Genomic DNA, 19,104 nt, shown 5'->3' with positions numbered 1-19,104 from the left:
GCTCCATTGGCCGGATGACTGGCGTCGTCTACGGCTGCGAACAGGTCGCATCTGGCACAAAGGCTGAACGGCTATCGCGCACACTCGATCCGCAGACATTTCGGATGGAGGAGGTGGCATGGACACGGGAAGCTTCAGCGCGGCGGATCGACTGGAACGCCTGCCGGTCAGCGGTTATCACCGGATCATTTTCATCATCATCGCCCTGGCGTTTTTCTTCGACTCCATGGATCTGGCGATGATGACCTTCCTGCTCGGCTCGATCAAAACCGAATTCGGCCTGAGCAGCGCCGAAGCCGGTCTGCTGGCCAGTTCGAGTTTTTTCGGCATGGTGCTGGGGGCGTCGCTTTCCGGGCTGCTGGCCGATCGTTTCGGTCGCAAACCGGTGTTTCAGTGGAGCATCGTGTTGTGGGGGCTGGCCAGTTACCTGTGTTCCACCGCACAAACGGTCGAGAGTCTGACGCTGTTTCGCATCCTGCTGGGGATCGGCATGGGCATGGAGTTTCCGATTGCCCAGTCGATGCTGTCGGAGCTGATACCGGCCAAGCGTCGCGGGCGTTACATTGCCTTGATGGACGGTTTCTGGCCGTTGGGGTTTGTCGCCGCCGGGGTGCTGTCGTATTTCCTGCTGCCGCTGATTGGCTGGCGCGACATTTTTCTGGTGCTGGCGGTGCCCGCGGTGTTTGTGCTGGCGATCCGCTTTTTCATTCCCGAATCGCCGCGCTGGCTGGAGCAGGCGGGCAAGCATGAAGCGGCGGACAAGGTGTTGTGCGGGATCGAGGATCGGGTGCGGAAGTCGCTCGGCGGGGCCGCGTTGCCGGAGCCGGTTCGCCTGCCTCGGGTGATCACGCCACCGGGCAATTTCCTGTCGGCCCTCGGCCAGATCTGGTCGCCGCTGTACCGCCAGCGCACGATGATGATCTGGAGCCTGTGGTTCTTTGCGCTGCTCGGATTCTACGGCCTGACCTCCTGGCTCAGCGCGTTGCTGCAACAGTCGGGGTTTGCGGTGACTCAGTCGGTGTATTACACGGTGCTGATTTCCCTCGGCGGGATTCCCGGGTTTCTGATGGCGGCGTGGCTGGTGGAGCGCTGGGGGCGCAAACCGGTGTGCATCATCACGCTGCTCGGCGGCGGGGTGATGGCGTTTCTGTATGGCCAGAGTGCGGTGTTCGGCGGCAATGTCGGGTTGCTGATCGGCACGGGCCTGTTGATGCAGTTTTTCCTGTTCGGCATGTGGGCGGTGCTCTACACCTACACGCCTGAGTTGTACCCGACGTCGGCACGGGCGACGGGCTCGGGGTTCGCCTCGGCCATCGGGCGCGTGGGCTCGCTGCTCGGGCCGTTGGTCACCGGGCTGGTGTTTCCGATTACCGGGCAGGGCGGGGTGTTTGCACTGGGGGCGTTGTGCTTTGCGGTGGCGGCGGGGGTGGTGTGGCTGTTCGGGATGGAGACGCGGGGTAAAACTTTGGAGGAACTGACCGAAGCAGAAGTTATTGGCTGAACCCTAAACCAACTGTGGGAGCGAGCTTGCTCGCGAAAGTGGTGTATCAAACAACATCTTCGTTGAATGACGGACCCTATTCGCGAGCAAGCTCGCTCCCACATTGGTTATGCGCTGTTGCTTATGGTTTTACCAACCGTGCATCCAGGCTGTTCTGCGCCAGGCGCTTGGCCTGATCCTGGGTCATGCCCAGATGTTCGTGCAGCGCATGGAAGTTCTCGGTGACATAACCGCCGAAGTACGCCGGGTCATCGGAGTTCACCGTGACCTTCACGCCGCGCTCGAGCATGTCGAGGATGTTGTGCTGCGACATGTGATCGAACACACAGAGCTTGGTGTTCGACAGCGGGCACACGGTCAGCGGGATCTGCTCGTCGATGATCCGCTGCATCAGGCGCTCGTCTTCGATGGCGCGCACACCATGGTCGATACGCTGGATTTTCAGCAGGTCGATGGCTTCCCAGATGTACTCCGGCGGGCCTTCTTCACCGGCGTGGGCGACGGTCAGGAAGCCCTCGTGACGGGCACGGTCGAACACACGCTGGAACTTGCTCGGCGGGTGACCCATCTCGGAGCTGTCCAGACCCACGGCGACAAACGCATCACGAAACGGCAGCGCCTGGTCGAGGGTTTTCTGCGCTTCGTCTTCGCTCAGGTGGCGCAGGAAGCTCAGGATCAAACCACTGGTGATGCCCAGTTGCTGCTCGCCATCCTTCAGGGCGGCGGCGATGCCGTTGAGCACCACTTCGAACGGGATGCCACGGTCGGTGTGGGTCTGCGGATCGAAGAACGGCTCGGTGTGGATCACGTTCTGTTCTTTGCAGCGCAGCAGGTAAGCCCAGGTCAGGTCATAGAAATCCTGGGAGGTGCGCAGCACGTCGGCGCCCTGGTAATACAGGTCGAGGAATTCCTGCAGGTTGTTGAAGGCGTAAGCCTTGCGCAGGGTTTCGACGTCGCTCCACGGCAGGGCGATCTTGTTGCGTTCGGCCAGGGCGAACAGCAGCTCGGGCTCCAGCGAGCCTTCGAGGTGCAGGTGCAGTTCGGCCTTGGGCAGGGCGTTGAGCCAGTCGTACATATTCTTTTCTCATCAGGTGCAATGACGGCATTCTACAGATGCGCGCCGAAACAATTGGCAAAACCTGACCAACCGATCCATCACACCGCTTCCTGCTCCCGTCGATAGGCGTAGGTATCGGCGAAGCGCGACAGCAGGAATTCGGCGCAGGTGGTGGTCGGATATTTCGCCGGATGCCGGTCGTCCTGGCAACCGGGCAGGCATTCGATACGCGTGTCCGGATGCGGCTCGGCGAAGAACGGCATCGAATAGCGATCCACGCCGAGCGGGCTGATCACCCGATGCGGGGTCGAGCGATAACGGTCGTTGCTCCAGCGCGCCATCATGTCGCCGAGGTTGACCACGAACGTGCCTTCAATCGGCGGTGCGTCGATCCACTGGCCTTTGACGTTTTTCACCTGCAAACCGCCGGCGGCATCCTGATACAACAGCGTGATGCAGCCGTAATCGGTGTGTGCACCGGCACCTTGCTGTTCGGCGGAACTGGCGGTGTGGCGCGGCGGGTAGTGGATCATTCGCAGCACGCTGACCGGCTCGTTGAAGCGTGTATCGAAGAAATCACGTTCGATGCCGAGTGCCAATGTCATGGCCCGCAGCAGGGTTTGTGCCAGGGCCTGCATGTCGCGGTAGTGCTGCTCCATCAGCGTTTCCCAGCCGGCAATGGCCGGGTGACGGTTGGGGCCGCGCAAGGGTTTTTTCGCCAGCACGTCGGGATGATCGGCCGGCAGGTGCAGGCCCATGTCGAAGGTTTCCTTGAGGTCGCTGGGCTTGTCCGGGTCCAGTTGTTCGGTGGCGATGGCGCCGTAGCCGCGATGGTGGACGGTCCGGGTGATGTCGATCTTGAGTTTTTCCGCTGTTGGCAGCGCGAAGAAGTGCCGGGCGTGATCGAGCAGGGATTTGATGCGCTGCGCAGAAATCGGATGACCCTTGATATAGAAGAAGCCCCATTCGCGGCAGGCGTGGTCGATCTGTTCGGCGACGGCGGGCCAGGCGTTGTGGTCTTTGGAGTAAAGCGGGCTGATGTCGATGATTGGAAGCTGATCCATACACAATCCTTGAATACGCAGAAATCCAACTGTGGGAGCAAGCCCGCTCCCACAGGGAAGTGGTGGTGGAACCAGGATTACTTCGGCATCTCGGCCTTCATGCCTTCGACGTAATAGTTCATCGACGCCAGTTCCACGTTGGTCGCGCTCTTGCCCGCCGGGATTTTCTCGACCCCGGCCTGATCCTTGATCGGCCCGGTGAACGGCTGCAGGGTGCCGCTCTTGATGTCGGCGATGATCTGCTCGGCTTCGGCCTTCACCGGTGCCGGCACCAGATCGCTGATCGGCAGTTCGACCGTGCCTTCCTTCAACCCGCCCCAGTAGTCCTGGGATTTCCAGTTGTGGTCGATCACGCTCTGGGTCGCCTGAATGTAGTGCGGCGCCCAGTCGTTGACGATCGAGGTCAGCACCGCTTTTGGCCCGAAGTGCGCCATGTCCGAAGCGTAGCCCACGGCGTACACGCCACGCCGTTCGGCGGCCTGGATCGGTGCCGGGCTGTCGGTGTGCTGGAACACCACGTCCACGCCCTGGTCGATCAACGCGTTGGCGGCGTCGGCTTCCTTGCCCGGGTCGAACCACGAGTTGACCCACACCACTTTGATCTCGGTGCCGGGGTTGTACTTGTTCAGGGCCAGCTGGATGGCGTTGATGTCACGGATCACTTCCGGGATCGGGAACGAAGCGACGTAGCCGATCTTCTTGGTTTTGGTCATTTTCGCCGCGAGGAAACCGCCGACATATCGACCTTCGTAGGTGCGCGCCAGATAGGTGCCGAGGTTCTTGTCCTGCTTGTAGCCGGTGGCGTGTTCGAAGGTCACCTTGGGGAACTGTTTGGCGACTTTTACCGTCGGGTTCATGTAGCCGAAGGAGGTGGTGAAGATCAGGTCGTAGTTGTCCTTGGCCATGTTGCGGATCACCCGCTCGGCGTCGGCGCCCTCGGCGACGTTTTCCACGTAGTTGGTGGTGATCTGCGTGCCGAGTTTTTCCGCCAGCGCCTTGCGCCCCTGTTCATGCTGATACGTCCAGCCGTGGTCGCCGATGGGGCCGATGTAGACGAAACCGACTTTCAGTGGATCGGCGGCACTGGCGCCCAGGCTGAGGCCGAGGCCCATGGCGATGCACAGCAGTTTCTGCAATGGACGTTTTTGCATGAACGCGAACTCCCTTTTGTTGTGTGTGGGGAGGGCAATGCAAAAGGCTGACCAAGCGGACAACAATCCGGCTCGAACCCGAGGCGCGCCCATCGCGGGCAAGCCCGCTCCCACAAAAACGCCGCGATCCCTGTGGGAGCGAGCTTGCTCGCGATGAGGCCGGCCGGGCCGAAAAAGTGCATGTCTGTAAAGAGACGCTATCCACTGGTGCGCTAAGGTGTAACGAACCATCAGCGCCGCTTCGCAGTCAGTAACTCATTCGCCCCCGGCAACCGAAGGCCCGCCATGCTCACGATCCTCAAGCAAGAAAGCTTTCTGCTGCTGGCCCTGATCGCGGCCGTCGTTGCGTATCCGCTGGAGCACTGGTTGCTGCACAGCGGCCAGGTCGTCGCCCTGACGGCCGGGCTGGTGCTGATCGCGTTCATCGTCGCTGCCTCGATGCGCGTCGCCCATCAAGCCGAACTGCTCGCGGAAAAAGTCGGCGACCCGTACGGCACAATGATCCTGACCCTCGCTGCCGTGCTGGTGGAAGTGGTGATCCTGGCGATCATGATGAGCAACGAAGCCTCCGCCACGCTGGTGCGCGACACGATCTATTCGGCGGTGATGCTCGACATCAACGGCATCCTCGGCCTCGCGGCATTGATGGGCGGGATCAAGCATGGCGAGCAGTCCTACAACGACGATTCTGCCCGCAGTTACAGCGTGATGATCCTCACCGCGATGGGCGTGTCGATGGTGGTGCCGGAGTTCATTCCCGAGGCCAACTGGAAAATCTATTCGGCGTTCACCATCGGCGCGATGGTAGTGCTTTACGCGTTGTTCCTGCGGATGCAGGTCGGGCCGCACAGTTATTTTTTCAGCTACAGCTACCCGGATAAACGCCGCAAGAAACAGCCGCCGGAGGAGGAGCCGGAAAAGGTCAATCTGCCGCTGTCGATCGCCATTCTGGTGTTCGGTGTGGTGGTGATCGGTGCACTGGCCGAGGTGATGTCCAAGACCCTCGATCTGGGCCTGGAAGGGACGGGCGCACCGCCGGTGATCACGGCGATTCTGGTGGCGGCGATCTCGGCAGCGCCGGAGATTCTGACCGCGTTGCGCGCAGCGTTGGCCAACCGTATGCAGTCGGTGGTCAACATTGCGATGGGCGCGTCGTTGTCGACGGTGATCCTGACCGTGCCGGTGATGGAGGCGATGGCGCTCTATACGGGGCAGCCGTTTCAGATGGCGATGACGCCGGTGCAGACGGTGATGATCTTCATCACGCTGATCGTCAGCGCGATCAACCTTAATGACGGGGAAACCAATGCCATCGAGGGCATGACCCACTTTGTGTTGTTTGCGACGTTCATCATGTTGTCGCTGCTCGGACTTTGAGCCCACCAGAAACCACTGTGGGAGCTAGCCTGCTAGCGATTACGGTACATCAGCCAACATCTCTGTTTACTGACAGATCGCTATCGCTAGCAGGCTAGCTCCCACAGGTTTAACCAACGGGGGGATCAGGAACCGGCGATCAACTGCCTAGCCGCCTGACTGTGATCGGCAATCAGGCCTTTGAGGTCCAGTCCTTCAACCTGCCCGTCAACCACACGCCACTTGCCGCCGACCATCACCCGATCCGCACGGTCCGCGCCGCACAACAGCAATGCCGAAATCGGATCATGACTGCCGGAGAAGCGCAGTTCATCCAGCTTGAACAACGCCAGATCCGCCTGCTTGCCCACCGCCAGCTCACCGATATCGGTACGACCCAGCAGACTCGCCGAGCCCTTGGTCGCCCAGCCCAGCACACGCTCCGGGGTGATCTTCTCGGCACCATAACGCAGGCGCTGGATGTACAGGGCCTGGCGGGCTTCGAGGATCATGTTCGACGCATCGTTGGACGCCGAACCATCCACACCGATACCGAACAATGCGCCGGCATCGGTCAGTTCGATGCTCGGGCAGATGCCGGAGGCCAGGCGCATGTTCGAGCTCGGGCAATGGCAGATACCGGTGCCGGCCGCGCCGAGGCGGGCGATTTCGTCCGGGTTGAAATGAATGCCATGGGCCAGCCAGGTGCGCGGGCCGAGCCAGCCGACGCTGTCCAGATAATCCACGGTGCGCAGGCCAAAACGTTGCAGGCAGAAATCTTCTTCGTCGAGGGTTTCGGCAAGGTGAGTGTGCAGACGCACATCGAGTTTGTTCGCCAGTTCGGCGCTGGCGGACATGATTTCCGGGGTCACCGAGAACGGCGAGCACGGCGCCAGGGCGATCTGGATTTGCGCGCCGTCGCCACGTTCGTGGTACTCGTGAATCAGCCGCTGGCTGTCGTCGAGAATCACCTGACCTTCCTGTACGGTCTGCTGCGGAGGCAGGCCGCCGTCCTTCTCGCCGAGGCTCATCGAACCGCGGGTGAGCATGGCGCGCATGCCCAGTTCGCGCACGGTTTCGACTTGCACGTCGATGGCGTTTTCCAGGCCATCCGGGAACAGGTAGTGATGGTCGGCGGCGGTGGTGCAGCCCGACAACAGCAACTCGGCCAACGCGACTTTGGTGGCGAGGGCGAGTTTTTCAGGCGTCAGGCGCGCCCAGACCGGGTACAGGGTTTTCAGCCACGGGAACAACGGCTGATTGACCACCGGCGCCCAGGCGCGGGTCAGGGTCTGATAGAAGTGGTGATGGGTGTTGATCAGGCCCGGCAGGATCACGTGTTCACGGGCGTCGAACACTTCATTGCATGGGGCGGAAGGTTGCTGGCCGGCGCCGAGCACTTCGGTGATCACACCGTCTTGCAGCACCAGACCGCCACGGGCATCGAGACCGTTGGCCGTGAAAATGGCGAGGGGATTTTTTAACCAGATACGGGTCGCAGGCATTGTGGCCGGCTCCTCTGAAAGTTGGGTTCAGGGTTGCCAGCTCAGTGTTGCCCTGTCTGCTGATCCAGGGTCGCCGCGAAGGACGAGGTGCGGAGTTTCGAACAAAATGTTGCGACGGGCAAGCACAACCCGACCAGACACCGGGATAACCCTGTGGGAGCAGGCTCCCACAGGGGCCAGTGCTTACCAGGGAATGGTTTCACCCTTGTAGTTCACGAAGTGATGGCCACCCTTGCCGGCAAATGCGTCCACCTGATCCACCAGGCCACGGGTGCTGGTTTCCACGTCGATGTCGGCGCCTTCGCCGCCCATGTCGGTTTTCACCCAGCCCGGATGCAGCGACAGCACGGTGAGTTTCTGCTCGCCCAACTGGGTGACAAAGCTGTTGGTCATCGAGTTCAGCGCCGCTTTACTGGCCTTGTACAGCGCCAGTTCCGGCGCGTCGGGCATGGTCACGCTGCCGAGCACCGAACTCATGAACGCCAGCACGCCGCTGCCGTCACGGATCTGCCCGACGAAGCGTTGGGCCAGATTGATCGGCGCCACGGCGTTGGTGAAGAACAGCTGGCCGACTTCCGCCAGCGTCGCGCCGCCCGGCGTCTGCACGTCAGGGCCTTTGACCCCGGCGTTGACGAACAGCAGGTCGAAGGTCTCGCCCTTGAGCTGCTGGCTCAGGGCGATCACCGCTTGCTGGTCGTCCATGTCGAGTTTTTCGATCTGCACGTTGCCCAGTGCTTTCAGCGCTTCGGCGTTCGCAGGGTTGCGAACCGTGGCGGTGACTTGCCAGCCATCGGCCAGCAGGGTTTTCACCAGTCCCAGGCCCAGGCCCCGGGAGGCGCCGATGATCAGTGCGTGCTTGGCAGGATTAAGTGCGGACATGATTGGCTTTCCTTGAAAGTTGAAAGATCACGGGTTCAATGGACAGCGTTGACCGAGCCGTTGCTGCAATTCGTGGCGCAGCTCGCCGAGTTCGGCCATGCGGGTTTCGATCAGCTTGAGCTTGTCTTGCAGCAATTGCGTGACGGCGGTGTCCGGATCCGGCGATTGCCACAGCGCGCCAACGCTGCTGCCAATCTCGCCGAGAGTAAAGCCCAGACGCTGCGCCGTCTTGATGTACAGTACCAGTTGCACCATCTCCGGCGGATAGTCGCGATAGCCGTTGGCGCTGCGTTGTGCCGCGATCAATCCGCGCTCCTCGTAGAAACGCAGCGTGTCACGGCTGACATCGCAGCTCCGGGCCAATTCACCGATGCGCATCAAGGACATCTCGAAAGTGTTTGACCCTGGAGCATACTCCAGGCTTTACCGTGGTTGCTCCCTGAATTTTCGGAGCAAGGACGATGTGGACTTCAACGCAGTATCGCAACGTGGTGCGTGGCAGTGCCTGGTATGACTTGATCGTGACGGCGGCGTTTGCCACGCCGTGGAGTTTTGCCGCGCTGCATGGGGTTTTGACGGCGCTGAGTCAGGCGCTGAACCTGCCCGGTGAGCTGCCGCCGTTCGAACCTGTGCACCTGTTGATGGCGAACCTGCTGGGCTCGGTGGTTTGCGTGTGGGCGGTGCTGCGGATTCGTGATCCGCAGCAGGTTTATGGACGCTATGACGCGGTGGCGCGGTTTCTGTTCGCCGCATGGCAGGCGTATGCCCTGGCCCACGGCGCCAGTTCGTTGCTGGCGGGTTTCCTGGTCTTCGAACTGGCGTGGGGTATTGCACAAGTGTTGCCTGTTAAAAGCCCCTCAGTATCCGGCCTGCCACGGCTGGCCCAGTGACACCGGCGCATACAACCGCGTACGCACTGCATCCCGCGACAACAACACCAGCACCAGGATGGTCGCGACGTACGGCAGTATTGCCAGCAGACTCGATGGAATCGCCAGCCCCAACCCCTGCGCCACCAGGTGCAGGATGCTGGCGAGGCCGAACAGATAGGCCCCGAGCAACAACCGCCACACCCGCCAACTGGCGAACACCACCAGCGCGAGGGCGATCCAACCGCGTCCGGCGGTCATGTTCTCGGCCCACATCGGCGTGTACGCCAGTGAAAGATAAGCCCCGGCCAGTCCGGCCATCGCGCCGCCGAACAATACGGCCAGCGTACGCACGGTCAGCACGGGCAGGCCCATGGCACTGGCTGCATCGGGATTCTCGCCGACCGCTTGAATGATCAGCCCGACACGGCTTTTCACGATCACCCAGGCCACCAGCGCAAACAGCGCGAACGACAGGTATACCAGCAGATCCTGGGCAAACAGCATGCGGCCGATCAGCGGGATGTCACTCAAGAATGGAATCGCCAGCGGCTCGAATCCCGCCAGCGGTTTGCCGACCCATGCCGCGCCGACAAAGGTCGACAGACCCACGCCAAAAATTGTCAGTGCCAGCCCGGTCGCCACCTGATTGGCGTTGAACACCAGTGCCACCAGCGCAAACAGCGATGACAGCAACATCCCGGCGAGCATCGACATAACCACGCCGAGCCACAGGTTGCCGCTGTTGAACGCGACGATGAAACCGATCACCGCACCAAACAGCATCATCCCTTCCTGTCCGAGGTTGAGCACGCCGCTCTTCTCGCAAATCAATTCACCCAGCGCCACCAGCAACAGCGGTGTGCCGCAACGCACCATGGCGTAGAAAACATTGCTCAGCAGATCGATATCCATCACAGCGCTCCGGCGGTTACGGCGGTGGTTGAAGTGCGCCGGGCCCAGCGCAGGTTCAGGCGTGGCCGGTAGAGGATCAGCACGTCACAGGCCAGCAGGAAAAACAGCATCATTCCCTGGAACAACTGGGTGATCGCCTGCGGCAGGTTCAGCGTCATCTGCGCGCTTTCGCCACCGATGTACAGCAGTGCCATCAACAGGCTGGAAAACAGAATCCCGACGGGATTGAGCCGCCCGAGAAACGCCACGGTGATCGCCGCATAGCCGTAGCCCGGCGAGACCTGCGGCACCAGTTGCCCGATCGGCCCGGTGACTTCGCAAACACCGGCAAGTCCCGCCAATCCTCCGCTGATCAGCAGCGCGAGCCAGATCAGACGCTTCTCGCGAAACCCGGCAAATCCTGCCGCGCGTTTATCCAGCCCGAGCACTTTGATCTGAAAGCCGACGAAGCTTTTCTGCAACAACACCCACACCGCCACCAGCGCGAGCAGGGCGAAATACACCCCGGCGTGAACCCGACCATCCTGCATCAACAACGGCAGGCGGCTGGCGTCGCCGAACATTGCCGACTCGGGAAAGTTGTACCCGGCCGGGTCCTTCAACGGCCCGTGGACGCAGAACAGCAACAGGTTCAGCGCGATGTAATTGAGCATGATGCTGGTGAGGATTTCATTGGCGTTGAAGCGCGTGCGCAGCCAGGCGGTGAGCCCGGCCCACGCGGCGCCGGCGAGGGTGCCGGTGAGCAGGATCAGCACCAGTGCCCAGCGGCTTTGCATGTCGATGATGTTCACCGCCAGCGCACTGCCGGCCAATGCACCGAGCAACAACTGGCCTTCGGCGCCGATGTTCCAGATCCGTGCCTGATAGGCCACCGCCAGACCCAGCGCGCAGAGCAGGATCGGCAACGCCTTGACCAATAATTCGGAGACGCCATACAAATCGCTGACGGGCGCGATCAGCAAGGTGTGCAAGGTTTGCTGGGGGTCATGACCGAGGGCGATGAACAGCAACGAGCCACAGCCGAGGGTCAGCACCGCGGCCAACAACGGCGAGCACCACAACATCAGGCGCGATTGCCGGCCACGGGGTTCGAGGGAAAGCAGCATGAAAAACTCCGTTAAACCGCAGCGGGTTGAGGTTGAGGGCTGTGGAACTGGCCGGCCATCCAGCCACCGACATCGCTGATCCGTGTTTGCGCCGTGTCTTGCAGCGCCGAAATCCGCCCGCCGCATAGCGCACCGAGGCGATCACTGATCTGGAACAGCTCATCGAGGTCTTCGGAAATCACCAGGATCGCCGCGCCGGCATCGCGCAGGGCGATCAGGGCGCGATGAATCACCGCCGCCGCGCCGACATCCACGCCCCAGGTCGGGTGCGCGGCGATCAGCAGTTTCGGCTGCTGGAGGATTTCCCGGCCGAGGATGAATTTCTGCAGGTTGCCGCCGGACAAACTGCGAGCGGCAGTTTGGGTGTCCGGGGTTTTTACTCCGAAGCGCTGGATGATCGCCTGGGCGAGTGATTCGACTTTGTTGCGCTCGATCAAACCGTGGCTGACCAGCCCTTGCTGAAAGGCTGTGAGCAGGGCGTTGTCCGCCAGGCTCAACTCCGGGACCGCGCCGTGACCGAGACGCTCGGCGGGGACGAAAGCCAGGCCGAGTTTGCGGCGTGCATCCGGGCGCAGATCGGCGACGGGGCGTTCTTGGAAGCAGATGGTTTGCGCTGCGTCGCGGAGCAGCGTCTGTTCGCCGCTGAGCAAGGCCAGTAACTCATCCTGACCATTGCCGGCCACGCCGGCGATGCCGACGATTTCACCGCTGCGCACCTGCAAGTCGATGTCGGTCAACGAACAGCCGAACGGATCGGGGTTATGCCAGTTCAATCCGCTGACCTGCAAAAATGTCGCGCCGCCACTGGCTTTCGGGTACTCACCGATCAGCGCCGCCGACTCGCCGACCATCAGTTGCGCCAGTTGCTGGTCGGAGCATTGCGCCGGTACGCAATGCCCTGCCACCCGACCGCCGCGCAGAACCGTGGCGCTGTGGCACAAGGCGCGCACCTCGCCAAGTTTGTGGCTGATGAAAAGAATGCTGCAGCCCTCGGCCGCCAGTCGACGCAGGGTGATGAACAGATCATCGGCTTCCTGCGGCGTGAGCACCGAGGTGGGTTCGTCGAGGATCAGCAGGCGAATCTCCTGCATCAGGCACCGCACGATCTCTACCCGCTGGCGCTCGCCGATCGACAGGCTGTGGACAAGTCGTTCCGGTTCCAGCGCCATGCCATAACGACGGGACACTTCGCGGATTTTCGGTTCAAGCTGTTTCGGCGTCCCGGCGGCGGTGCCCATCGCCAGCGCAATGTTCTGCGCCACGGTCAGGGTTTCGAACAGCGAGAAATGCTGAAACACCATGCCGATTCCCAACTGCCGGGCCTGCGCCGGGTTGCGCATGTTCACCGGTTGCCCTTGCCAGAGCATTTCGCCCGCGTCGGCCTGGGTGGCGCCGTAGATGATCTTCATCAGCGTGCTTTTGCCCGCGCCGTTTTCACCAAGCAGCGCGTGGATTTCACCGGGGGCGATGCTCAGGTCGATGGCATCGTTGGCCAGACAGTTGGGGTAGCGTTTGCTGATGCGGCGCAGCTGCAGGCGCGGCGTAGGCGTAGCGTTGGGCATGACAGGCTCGGCTTGCTTGGAGTTGTGCCTGTGGATAAAGCAATTTCCTGGCCATTGAGTCAGGAACCCTTCAAGCGTTTGCCCGGCGCCCCTTCAGGTAGAGCCATGAAGGCAGAACTGCTCCGATTCGCAGCACCAATTCAGCGCAAAGCCTTTGATCAGGCTCCAGTTTTGTTCGTGAAATTCTGGTTAAAAAACGAGCAATCCCGCCGGAGCCAAGCTGCACCTGCGGCTACGTGAGTCATGAACGGGTTATCCACAGGTTGCTCCACAGTATTTGTGCGCAATCGGACAACCTTGGCATAAGCGCACCGGTGCTATCTCCCAATGGAGATAAACAGATCTAACTGATTGTTTTTACTTGGAATTAAACTTTTTTTATGTGCTTTGGGCGAAAAGTGTACAAATCGCGCAAAGCCACGTGACAGAAGGGTTACAGCGGTGTGTGCTCAGGTTATCCACAGTCGGGTGCACAGGTGATGTGGGCAACTCTTTGGAATATGGGAATTTGCTCGTGCCCCGAAATATTGCAGGTATTCAGCGTTGAAGCAGGATGCGCCCACGGCTGAGATCGGCCAGCTGGTTTTGCAGCAATGGAATCTGCTCCTCACCCACTGCCAGCTGCAATTCGACGCCATTGGCGGTGAAGTTTTCTTCCACAACAAGACCGCCAAGATCCGCCACCCGCAATTTCACCAACGCCAACTCGGCAAACCCGCAGGCACAACGCAGGGGCACGCGGCTGATCAATTCGATTTTCGGCGCGGCTTGCAGGCACTTGTTGGCGCCGCCGCCATAGGCTCGGGCCAGGCCGCCGGTGCCCAGTTGAATGCCGCCGTACCAGCGGATCACCAGCACCGCGACCTGATCACAATCCTGCGCCTCGATGGCCGCGAGAATCGGCCGTCCGGCGGTGCCGCCCGGTTCACCGTCGTCGTTGCTGCGGTACTGGTCGCCAAGTTTCCAGGCCCAGCAATTGTGCGAAGCGTTCAAGTCGCTGTGCTGCTCGATGAAGGCTTGCGCCTCGGCAGGGCTGCCGATCGGCGCGGCGAAGGTGATGAAACGGCTTTTGCGAATCTCTTCGCGGAACTCGCAGAAGCCGCTGAGGGTAAATGGCATAAACGTCTTATAGAGAAGGAGTGAGGCCGCAGCCCTTGAGAATGATGCGGATCAGATTGTTGCCGGCGTCTTCCATGTCTTGTTTGGTCAACTTGCTGCGACCGCTGACCCGGCAGATCTGCGTGGCGAAGTCGGCGTAATGCTGGGTGCTGCCCCACAGCAGGAAGATCAGGTGTACCGGATCCACCGGATCCATCTTGCCGGCATCGATCCACGACTGGAATACGGCGGCCCGGCCCTGAAACCAGGCGCGGTAGTCCTGGTTGAAATACTCGGTGAGGCATTCGCCGCCGCTGATCACTTCCATCGCGAAGATTCGCGACGCTTGTGGCTGACGGCGGGAAAATTCCATTTTCGCGCGGATGTAGCGGGTCAGCGCTTCGGCCGGATCGTCCTCGGTCGTCAGGGTGTTGAAGGTGCTGTCCCACAGTTCGAGGATGTTGCTCAGTACCGCCACGTACAACCCGAGCTTGTTGGTGAAGTAGTAATGCAGATTCGCCTTGGGCAACCCGGCCTTGGTGGCGATGGTGTTCATGCTGGTGCCTTTGAACCCGTGACGGGCGAACTCGTCTTCGGCGGCTTTGATGATGGTCTCTTCGTTCTTCTGACGAATGCGGCTGGCAGGTTTGCCGCCGTGAGCGGGGACTTCAAAGGTCATAGGCACTTCCGGGTTTGTCTGTGGGGTGCAACCAGTTGCGTTGATAGCGCAACCATCGGCCTGCGACAAGCCCCGGGCAATAAAACGCCGGTCATCAGCGGGTCGCGGCGAGGCTTTCGAGAAAGCTTTCCAGCACCAGATGCGGACGCCGGCCCTTGCGGGTGACCGAGGCCAGGCTCAAATCATAGAACCGTGTGTTGGCCTTGAGCGCACGCAACCGCCCCTGTTGTACCCAGAGACTGGCGTAGTGATCCGGCAGATAACCGATGTAACGCCCGGTCAGAATCAGGAATGCCATGCCTTCGCGGTCGGAGGCGCTGGCGGTGCAATTGAGCGCCTGATAGTGCGCCTGGATCTCCGCCGGCAAACGGAAGGTCGGTGCGATGGCGTCCTGGCTGTTCAAGCGTTCGTCGTCCAGTTGTTTGTCATCCACATAAAACAGCGGATGGCCGACCGCGCAATAAAGCAGCGAGCGTTCGCTGTACAGCGGCTGATATTCCAGTCCCGACAGCGCACTGGCCTGCGGTACCACGCCGACGTGCAGGCGACCGTCGAGCACACCTTGTTCGACTTCGTTGGGGGCGATCATGCGGATCTGGATCTGCACGTCCGGCCCGCGCTCTTTCAACTGCGCGAGCGCGTGGGTGATGCGCATGTGGGGCAGGGTGACGAGGTTGTCGGTCAGGCCGATGATCAATTCGCCGCGCAAGTGCTGGTGCAGACCGTTGACCTCGGTGCGGAAACTTTCCAGTGCACTTAAAAGCTGCAACGCCGATTGATAGACCTCGCGACCTTCTTCGGTCAGGGAGAAACCGGCGCGCCCGCGCTGGCAAAGGCGCAGGCCGAGGCGTTGTTCCAGATCGCTCATCTGCTGGCTGATTGCCGAGCGCCCGATGCCAAGCACGGTTTCCGCCGCCGAGAAGCCACCGCAGTCCACAACGCTGCGAAAAATCCGCAGCAGGCGAATATCAAAGTCACTGACCTGTGCCAGCGGATCGGGGCGGCGGCTGCTCATCTTGTTGTTCTCATTGTTTAGCAAGGTTCTAACTGAAGGTTAGAAAAGTTGGATTTCACCGACTTTATCGGCGTGGCAACTTAGCTGCAACAACGACTTTTATCTCCCTGAAGCTTATTGCCCTGCGAGGTTTTGCCCGATGAACATGCCTGAAAACGCGTCGTCGCCACTGGCCAGCCAACTGAAGCTGGACGCGCACTGGATGCCGTACACCGCCAACCGCAACTTCCAGCGCGACCCGCGTCTGATCGTCGGTGCCGAGGGCAGTTGGCTGATCGACGACAAGGGCCGCAAGGTGTACGACTCGCTGTCCGGTCTGTGGACCTGCGGCGCCGGGCATACCCGCAAGGAAATCCAGGAAGCGGTGGCCAAGCAGTTGGGCACCCTCGATTACTCGCCGGGCTTCCAGTACGGTCACCCGCTGTCGTTCCAGCTGGCCGAGAAAATCACCGATCTGACCCCGGGCAACCTGAACCACGTGTTCTTCACTGACTCCGGCTCCGAGTGCGCCGATACCGCAGTGAAAATGGTCCGTGCCTACTGGCGCTTGAAAGGCCAGTCGACCAAAACCAAAATGATCGGCCGTGCCCGTGGCTACCACGGCGTGAACATCGCCGGCACCAGCCTCGGTGGTGTCAACGGCAACCGCAAGCTGTTCGGTCAGGCGATGATGGATGTCGATCACCTGCCGCACACTCTGCTGGCGAGCAATGCCTTCTCCCGTGGCATGCCGGAGCAGGGTGGTATCGCGCTGGCCGATGAGCTGCTGAAGCTGATCGAGTTGCACGACGCTTCGAACATCGCCGCGGTGTTCGTTGAGCCTCTGGCCGGTTCCGCTGGCGTGCTGGTTCCACCACAGGGTTATCTGAAGCGTCTGCGCGAGATCTGCGATCAACACAACATTCTGCTGGTGTTCGACGAAGTGATCACCGGTTTCGGCCGTACCGGCACCATGTTCGGCGCCACCACCTTCGGCGTGACCCCGGACCTGATGTGCATCGCCAAGCAAGTCACCAACGGCGCGATTCCGATGGGCGCGGTGATTGCCAGTTCCGAGATCTACCAGACGTTCATGAATCAGCCGACACCGGAATACGCCGTGGAATTCCCGCACGGTTACACCTATTCCGCGCACCCGGTGGCTTGCGCCGCAGGCCTGGCAGCACTCGACCTGCTGCAAAAGGAAAACCTGGTACAGAGCGTGGCCGAAGTCGCACCGCATTTCGAAAACGCCCTGCACGGCCTGAAAGGTGCGAAGAACGTCATCGACATTCGCAACTACGGCCTGGCCGGTGCGATCCAGATTGCGGGCCGTGACGGCGACGCTATCGTGCGTCCGTTCGAAGCCGGCATGGCGTTGTGGAAAGCCGGGTTCTACGTGCGCTTCGGCGGTGACACCCTGCAGTTCGGCCCAACCTTCAACAGCAAGCCGCAAGACCTTGATCGTCTGTTCGACGCGGTCGGCGAAGTGCTGAACAAGCTCGACTGATTTTTCCTTCTATATAGCTACGCAAATAGCAGGCGTCCCTTGCGGGCGTCTGCGCACAAGAATTCAGGAGTTTTCGATGAGCGTTATCCCGCATTTGATCAATGGCGAACTGGTGACCGAGAACGGTCGCGCGGTCGATGTGTTCAATCCGTCCACCGGTCAGGCTATCCACAAGCTGCCGCTGGCCAGTCAGGAAACCATCCAGAAAGCCATCGATGCCGCCAAGGCTGCGTTCCCGGCCTGGCGCAACACGCCACCGGCCAAACGTGCCCAGGTCATGTTCCGCTTCAAGCAACTGCTGGAGCAGAACGAAGCGCGCATCTCGCAATTGATCAGCGAAGAGCACGGCAAGACCCTGGAAGACGCTGCCGGTGAACTGAAGCGTGGTATCGAGAACGTCGAGTTCGCCTGTGCTGCGCCGGAAATCCTCAAGGGCGAGTACAGCCGCAACGTCGGCCCGAACATCGATGCCTGGTCGGACTTCCAGCCGCTGGGCGTAGTGGCCGGCATCACCCCGTTCAACTTCCCGGCCATGGTGCCGCTGTGGATGTATCCGCTGGCGATCGTCTGCGGTAACTGCTTCATCCTGAAGCCGTCCGAGCGTGATCCGAGTTCGACCCTGCTGATCGCGCAACTGCTGCTGGAAGCTGGCCTGCCGAAAGGCGTGCTGAGCGTAGTGCACGGTGACAAGACTGCGGTGGACGCGCTGATCGAAGCGCCGGAAGTCAAAGCGCTGAGTTTTGTAGGCTCGACGCCTATTGCCGAATACATCTATGCCGAAGGCACCAAGCGCGGCAAGCGCGTGCAGGCACTGGGTGGCGCGAAGAACCACGCGGTGCTGATGCCGGATGCGGATCTGGACAATGCGGTCAGCGCACTGATGGGCGCGGCTTACGGTTCCTGTGGCGAGCGCTGCATGGCGATTTCGGTAGCGGTGTGTGTGGGTGACCAGGTAGCCGATGCACTGGTGGCGAAACTGGTTCCACAGATCAAGGCGCTGAAAATCGGTGCCGGCACTTCTTGCGGTCTGGACATGGGGCCGCTGGTTACCGGTCAGGCTCGCGACAAGGTCAGCGGCTATGTCGAAGACGGCGTGGCGGCGGGCGCGACCCTGGTGGTCGATGGTCGTGGTTTGAGCGTTGCCGGTCATGAAGAAGGCTTCTTCCTCGGCGGCTGCCTGTTCGACAACGTCACCCCCGAGATGCGCATCTATAAAGAAGAGATCTTCGGGCCGGTACTGTGCATCGTTCGGGTGAACAGCCTGGAAGAGGCGATGCAACTGATCAACGATCACGAATACGGCAACGGCACCTGCATCTTTACTCGTGACGGTGAAGCGGCGCGTCTGTTCTGCGACGAGATCGAAGTCGGCATGGTCGGTGTCAACGTGCCGCTGCCGGTGCCGGTGGCTTACCACAGCTTCGGCGGCTGGAAGCGTTCGCTGTTCGGTGACCTGCATGCCTATGGTCCGGATGGTGTGCGCTTCTACACCCGTCGCAAGGCGATCACCCAGCGCTGGCCGCAACGTGCGAGTCATGAAGCCTCGCAATTCGCATTCCCTAGCTTGTAAGTAGAAGGGCACTGCAAAGAAGGCCGACCTTTTAAGGTCGGCCTTCTTGTTTTCGGGCTTTTTTGACCGATGTGACAGATTTATGAAAATAGGGGTTGACGGCAGATTCTGGAGGCCTATAATTCGCCCCACTTCCGGCGCAGTCGAAACGGAAAACTCCTTGAGATTCAATGAGTTATGTAGGTTTCGATAGCGGGTTGCTTCAGTTCATCGAAGCCTGGGAGGAGTTGAAAGAGTGGTGATGTTTGGCTCTTTTGACGTTTCGATCTTCTCGATCGAAAGCGGATA

At 60.9% G+C, this 19,104-nt stretch carries 17 protein-coding genes; 5 read left to right on the top strand and 12 right to left on the bottom strand.

Annotated elements, in window-relative coordinates:
- Nucleotides 1–118: 118 nt before the first annotated feature.
- The gene (locus M5B98_RS13910; protein WP_248742989.1) at nt 119–1,501 is read left to right on the top strand and encodes an MFS transporter; all 1,383 of its coding nucleotides are present in this window, start codon (nt 119–121) and stop codon (nt 1,499–1,501) included.
- Between the two features lie 121 nt (nt 1,502–1,622).
- On the opposite strand, the gene M5B98_RS13905 is transcribed toward M5B98_RS13910, so the two are convergent.
- From M5B98_RS13905 to M5B98_RS13895, 3 genes are all read right to left on the bottom strand, one after another.
- Entirely contained in the window at nt 1,623–2,576 is a 954-nt protein-coding gene (locus M5B98_RS13905; RefSeq protein WP_011332312.1) for an adenosine deaminase, read from the bottom strand.
- An 80-nt stretch (nt 2,577–2,656) separates the two neighbouring features.
- Entirely contained in the window at nt 2,657–3,622 is a 966-nt protein-coding gene (locus M5B98_RS13900; RefSeq protein ID WP_248742988.1) for a 2-oxoglutarate and iron-dependent oxygenase domain-containing protein, read from the bottom strand.
- Nucleotides 3,623–3,699: 77 nt separating this feature from the next.
- Nucleotides 3,700–4,773, bottom strand: a complete 1,074-nt coding sequence (locus M5B98_RS13895) for a BMP family ABC transporter substrate-binding protein (RefSeq protein WP_248742987.1) — start codon at nt 4,771–4,773, stop codon at nt 3,700–3,702.
- Nucleotides 4,774–5,058: 285 nt separating this feature from the next.
- On the opposite strand from M5B98_RS13895, the gene M5B98_RS13890 reads away from it, so the two are divergent.
- Nucleotides 5,059–6,150 carry a calcium:proton antiporter gene (locus tag M5B98_RS13890; protein WP_248742986.1) on the top strand — a complete coding sequence of 364 codons (1,092 nt, stop codon included), beginning with the start codon at nt 5,059–5,061 and terminating at the stop codon, nt 6,148–6,150.
- Nucleotides 6,151–6,275: 125 nt separating this feature from the next.
- On the opposite strand, the gene M5B98_RS13885 is transcribed toward M5B98_RS13890, so the two are convergent.
- The 3 genes from M5B98_RS13885 to M5B98_RS13875 all read right to left on the bottom strand — a co-directional run bounded on the left by M5B98_RS13885 (nt 6,276) and on the right by M5B98_RS13875 (nt 8,891).
- Nucleotides 6,276–7,634 carry an 8-oxoguanine deaminase gene (locus M5B98_RS13885; RefSeq protein ID WP_248742985.1) on the bottom strand — a complete coding sequence of 453 codons (1,359 nt, stop codon included), beginning with the start codon at nt 7,632–7,634 and terminating at the stop codon, nt 6,276–6,278.
- A gap of 183 nt (nt 7,635–7,817) precedes the next feature.
- On the bottom strand, nt 7,818–8,513 hold the full coding sequence (locus tag M5B98_RS13880) for an SDR family oxidoreductase (protein ID WP_119429996.1): 696 nt from the start codon (nt 8,511–8,513) through the stop codon (nt 7,818–7,820).
- 27 nt (nt 8,514–8,540) lie between these two features.
- Nucleotides 8,541–8,891 (bottom strand): MerR family transcriptional regulator, encoded by a 351-nt coding sequence (locus tag M5B98_RS13875; protein WP_248742984.1) that lies wholly within the window; start codon nt 8,889–8,891, stop codon nt 8,541–8,543.
- Between the two features lie 83 nt (nt 8,892–8,974).
- On the opposite strand from M5B98_RS13875, the gene M5B98_RS13870 reads away from it, so the two are divergent.
- Nucleotides 8,975–9,403, top strand: coding sequence for a hypothetical protein (locus tag M5B98_RS13870; RefSeq protein WP_248742983.1), 429 nt, complete (start codon nt 8,975–8,977; stop codon nt 9,401–9,403).
- On the opposite strand, the gene M5B98_RS13865 is transcribed toward M5B98_RS13870, so the two are convergent.
- The 6 genes from M5B98_RS13865 to M5B98_RS13840 form a co-directional block, all read right to left on the bottom strand.
- A complete protein-coding gene (locus tag M5B98_RS13865) occupies nt 9,371–10,297 on the bottom strand; it encodes an ABC transporter permease (RefSeq protein ID WP_248742982.1) in 927 nt (308 codons plus the stop codon). The genes M5B98_RS13870 and M5B98_RS13865 overlap by 33 nt on opposite strands.
- Nucleotides 10,297–11,403, bottom strand: a complete 1,107-nt coding sequence (locus M5B98_RS13860) for an ABC transporter permease (RefSeq protein ID WP_248742981.1) — start codon at nt 11,401–11,403, stop codon at nt 10,297–10,299. Before M5B98_RS13860 ends, M5B98_RS13865 begins: the two co-directional genes overlap by 1 nt.
- An 11-nt stretch (nt 11,404–11,414) precedes the next feature.
- The gene (locus M5B98_RS13855; protein WP_248742980.1) at nt 11,415–12,965 is read right to left on the bottom strand and encodes an ABC transporter ATP-binding protein; all 1,551 of its coding nucleotides are present in this window, start codon (nt 12,963–12,965) and stop codon (nt 11,415–11,417) included.
- Nucleotides 12,966–13,502: 537 nt separating this feature from the next.
- Nucleotides 13,503–14,084 (bottom strand): IMPACT family protein, encoded by a 582-nt coding sequence (locus tag M5B98_RS13850; protein WP_248742979.1) that lies wholly within the window; start codon nt 14,082–14,084, stop codon nt 13,503–13,505.
- A gap of 7 nt (nt 14,085–14,091) precedes the next feature.
- Nucleotides 14,092–14,742, bottom strand: coding sequence for a TetR/AcrR family transcriptional regulator (locus tag M5B98_RS13845; RefSeq protein WP_248742978.1), 651 nt, complete (start codon nt 14,740–14,742; stop codon nt 14,092–14,094).
- 94 nt (nt 14,743–14,836) lie between these two features.
- Nucleotides 14,837–15,757: a LysR family transcriptional regulator gene (locus M5B98_RS13840; protein ID WP_248742977.1), complete on the bottom strand. Its 921-nt coding sequence runs from the start codon at nt 15,755–15,757 to the stop codon at nt 14,837–14,839.
- Between the two features lie 139 nt (nt 15,758–15,896).
- Here M5B98_RS13840 and M5B98_RS13835 point away from each other — a divergent pair, with 139 nt between their 5' ends.
- Both M5B98_RS13835 and M5B98_RS13830 read left to right on the top strand, forming a co-directional pair.
- The gene (locus M5B98_RS13835) at nt 15,897–17,246 is read left to right on the top strand and encodes an aspartate aminotransferase family protein (RefSeq protein ID WP_007958518.1); all 1,350 of its coding nucleotides are present in this window, start codon (nt 15,897–15,899) and stop codon (nt 17,244–17,246) included.
- A 76-nt stretch (nt 17,247–17,322) separates the two neighbouring features.
- Complete coding sequence (locus M5B98_RS13830) at nt 17,323–18,816, top strand: CoA-acylating methylmalonate-semialdehyde dehydrogenase (protein WP_085711290.1); 1,494 nt, start codon at nt 17,323–17,325, stop codon at nt 18,814–18,816.
- Nucleotides 18,817–19,104: the final 288 nt, after the last annotated feature.

The organism is Pseudomonas sp. MWU12-3088, assembly GCF_023242405.1.
Lineage (GTDB): Bacteria > Pseudomonadota > Gammaproteobacteria > Pseudomonadales > Pseudomonadaceae > Aquipseudomonas > Aquipseudomonas kribbensis.
Note: the sequence above shows the minus strand (reverse complement) of the source record. Positions and strands in the feature narration are given on the sequence as shown.